The sequence below is a fragment of the Streptomyces sp. P9(2023) genome, assembly GCF_032436795.1.
Classification (GTDB): Bacteria; Actinomycetota; Actinomycetes; order Streptomycetales; family Streptomycetaceae; genus Streptomyces.
In genome coordinates this window covers 1-664 of the sequence record NZ_JAUPWM010000113.1, presented here as the reverse complement: position 1 = coordinate 664, position 664 = coordinate 1, and the positions used below count along the sequence as shown (strand labels likewise).

Annotated in this window: 1 protein-coding gene and 1 pseudogene; both read right to left on the bottom strand. The window is 65.7% G+C overall.

Going from position 1 to position 664, the window contains the following annotated elements:
- A pseudogene (locus tag Q5762_RS36890) lies at positions 1 to 284 on the bottom strand (terminase); the annotation flags it as partial.
- On the bottom strand, positions 284 to 664 hold a 381-nt coding region (locus Q5762_RS36885; protein ID WP_315896683.1), incomplete at its 5' end, for a hypothetical protein. The gene Q5762_RS36885 and the pseudogene Q5762_RS36890, both read right to left, overlap by 1 nt.

Below are 664 nucleotides of genomic sequence, written 5' to 3'. Positions count from 1 at the left end.
CCATCGAAACGCACCGGAGCAAGGGCCTCCGCCACGCCAATCAGCCCTGCAACCTCCGACTTCGCCCGACCCTTGGGCATCGACAGCACGCCACGAGAGATCAGCCTGCGCCCAGACGCCGGTTCGAGCTCGTAGGCGTCCACGACGAAATCGAGCATCTCATCATCAAACGTCAACGGCTGCCCCTCCACCGGCCCAGGGCCATGGCAGGCATACTCCTCGAGCCAGTCGATGACGGCATAGCCGAGAGAGCACTTCTGCCCCTCGAACAGGGGGCGGAACATCAGCCTGCGCGCCGCTTCCGCGCCCGGTCAAGGCTCGACACCTTGCCGGCGGATGCGACCGACTCCACAGACTTCTGATAGGCACCCCTCGGACCCCGATACTGGGGCCGTCGACCCTCCACGTCCGGCAACCGCAGCGCCGCCAGCAGCTGCTTGAGGACCGTGGCCGTCGCGTTCGCCTCACGCAGCGCCGAGTTCACGACCAAGCTGGCCACTCCGTTATCGTCCGTCTCAATCGACAGCAGCACGTCATGCTTGCCACGGATCGCCGCATCCAGAGAGTCCAGCCGATCCTTTGCCCGGCATGCCTCTTCCAGTTGCACCAACTGCTCCGGCGTCAGCTCGAACACGTCCGCCACGCCACTCCACAAAGCGCGCCC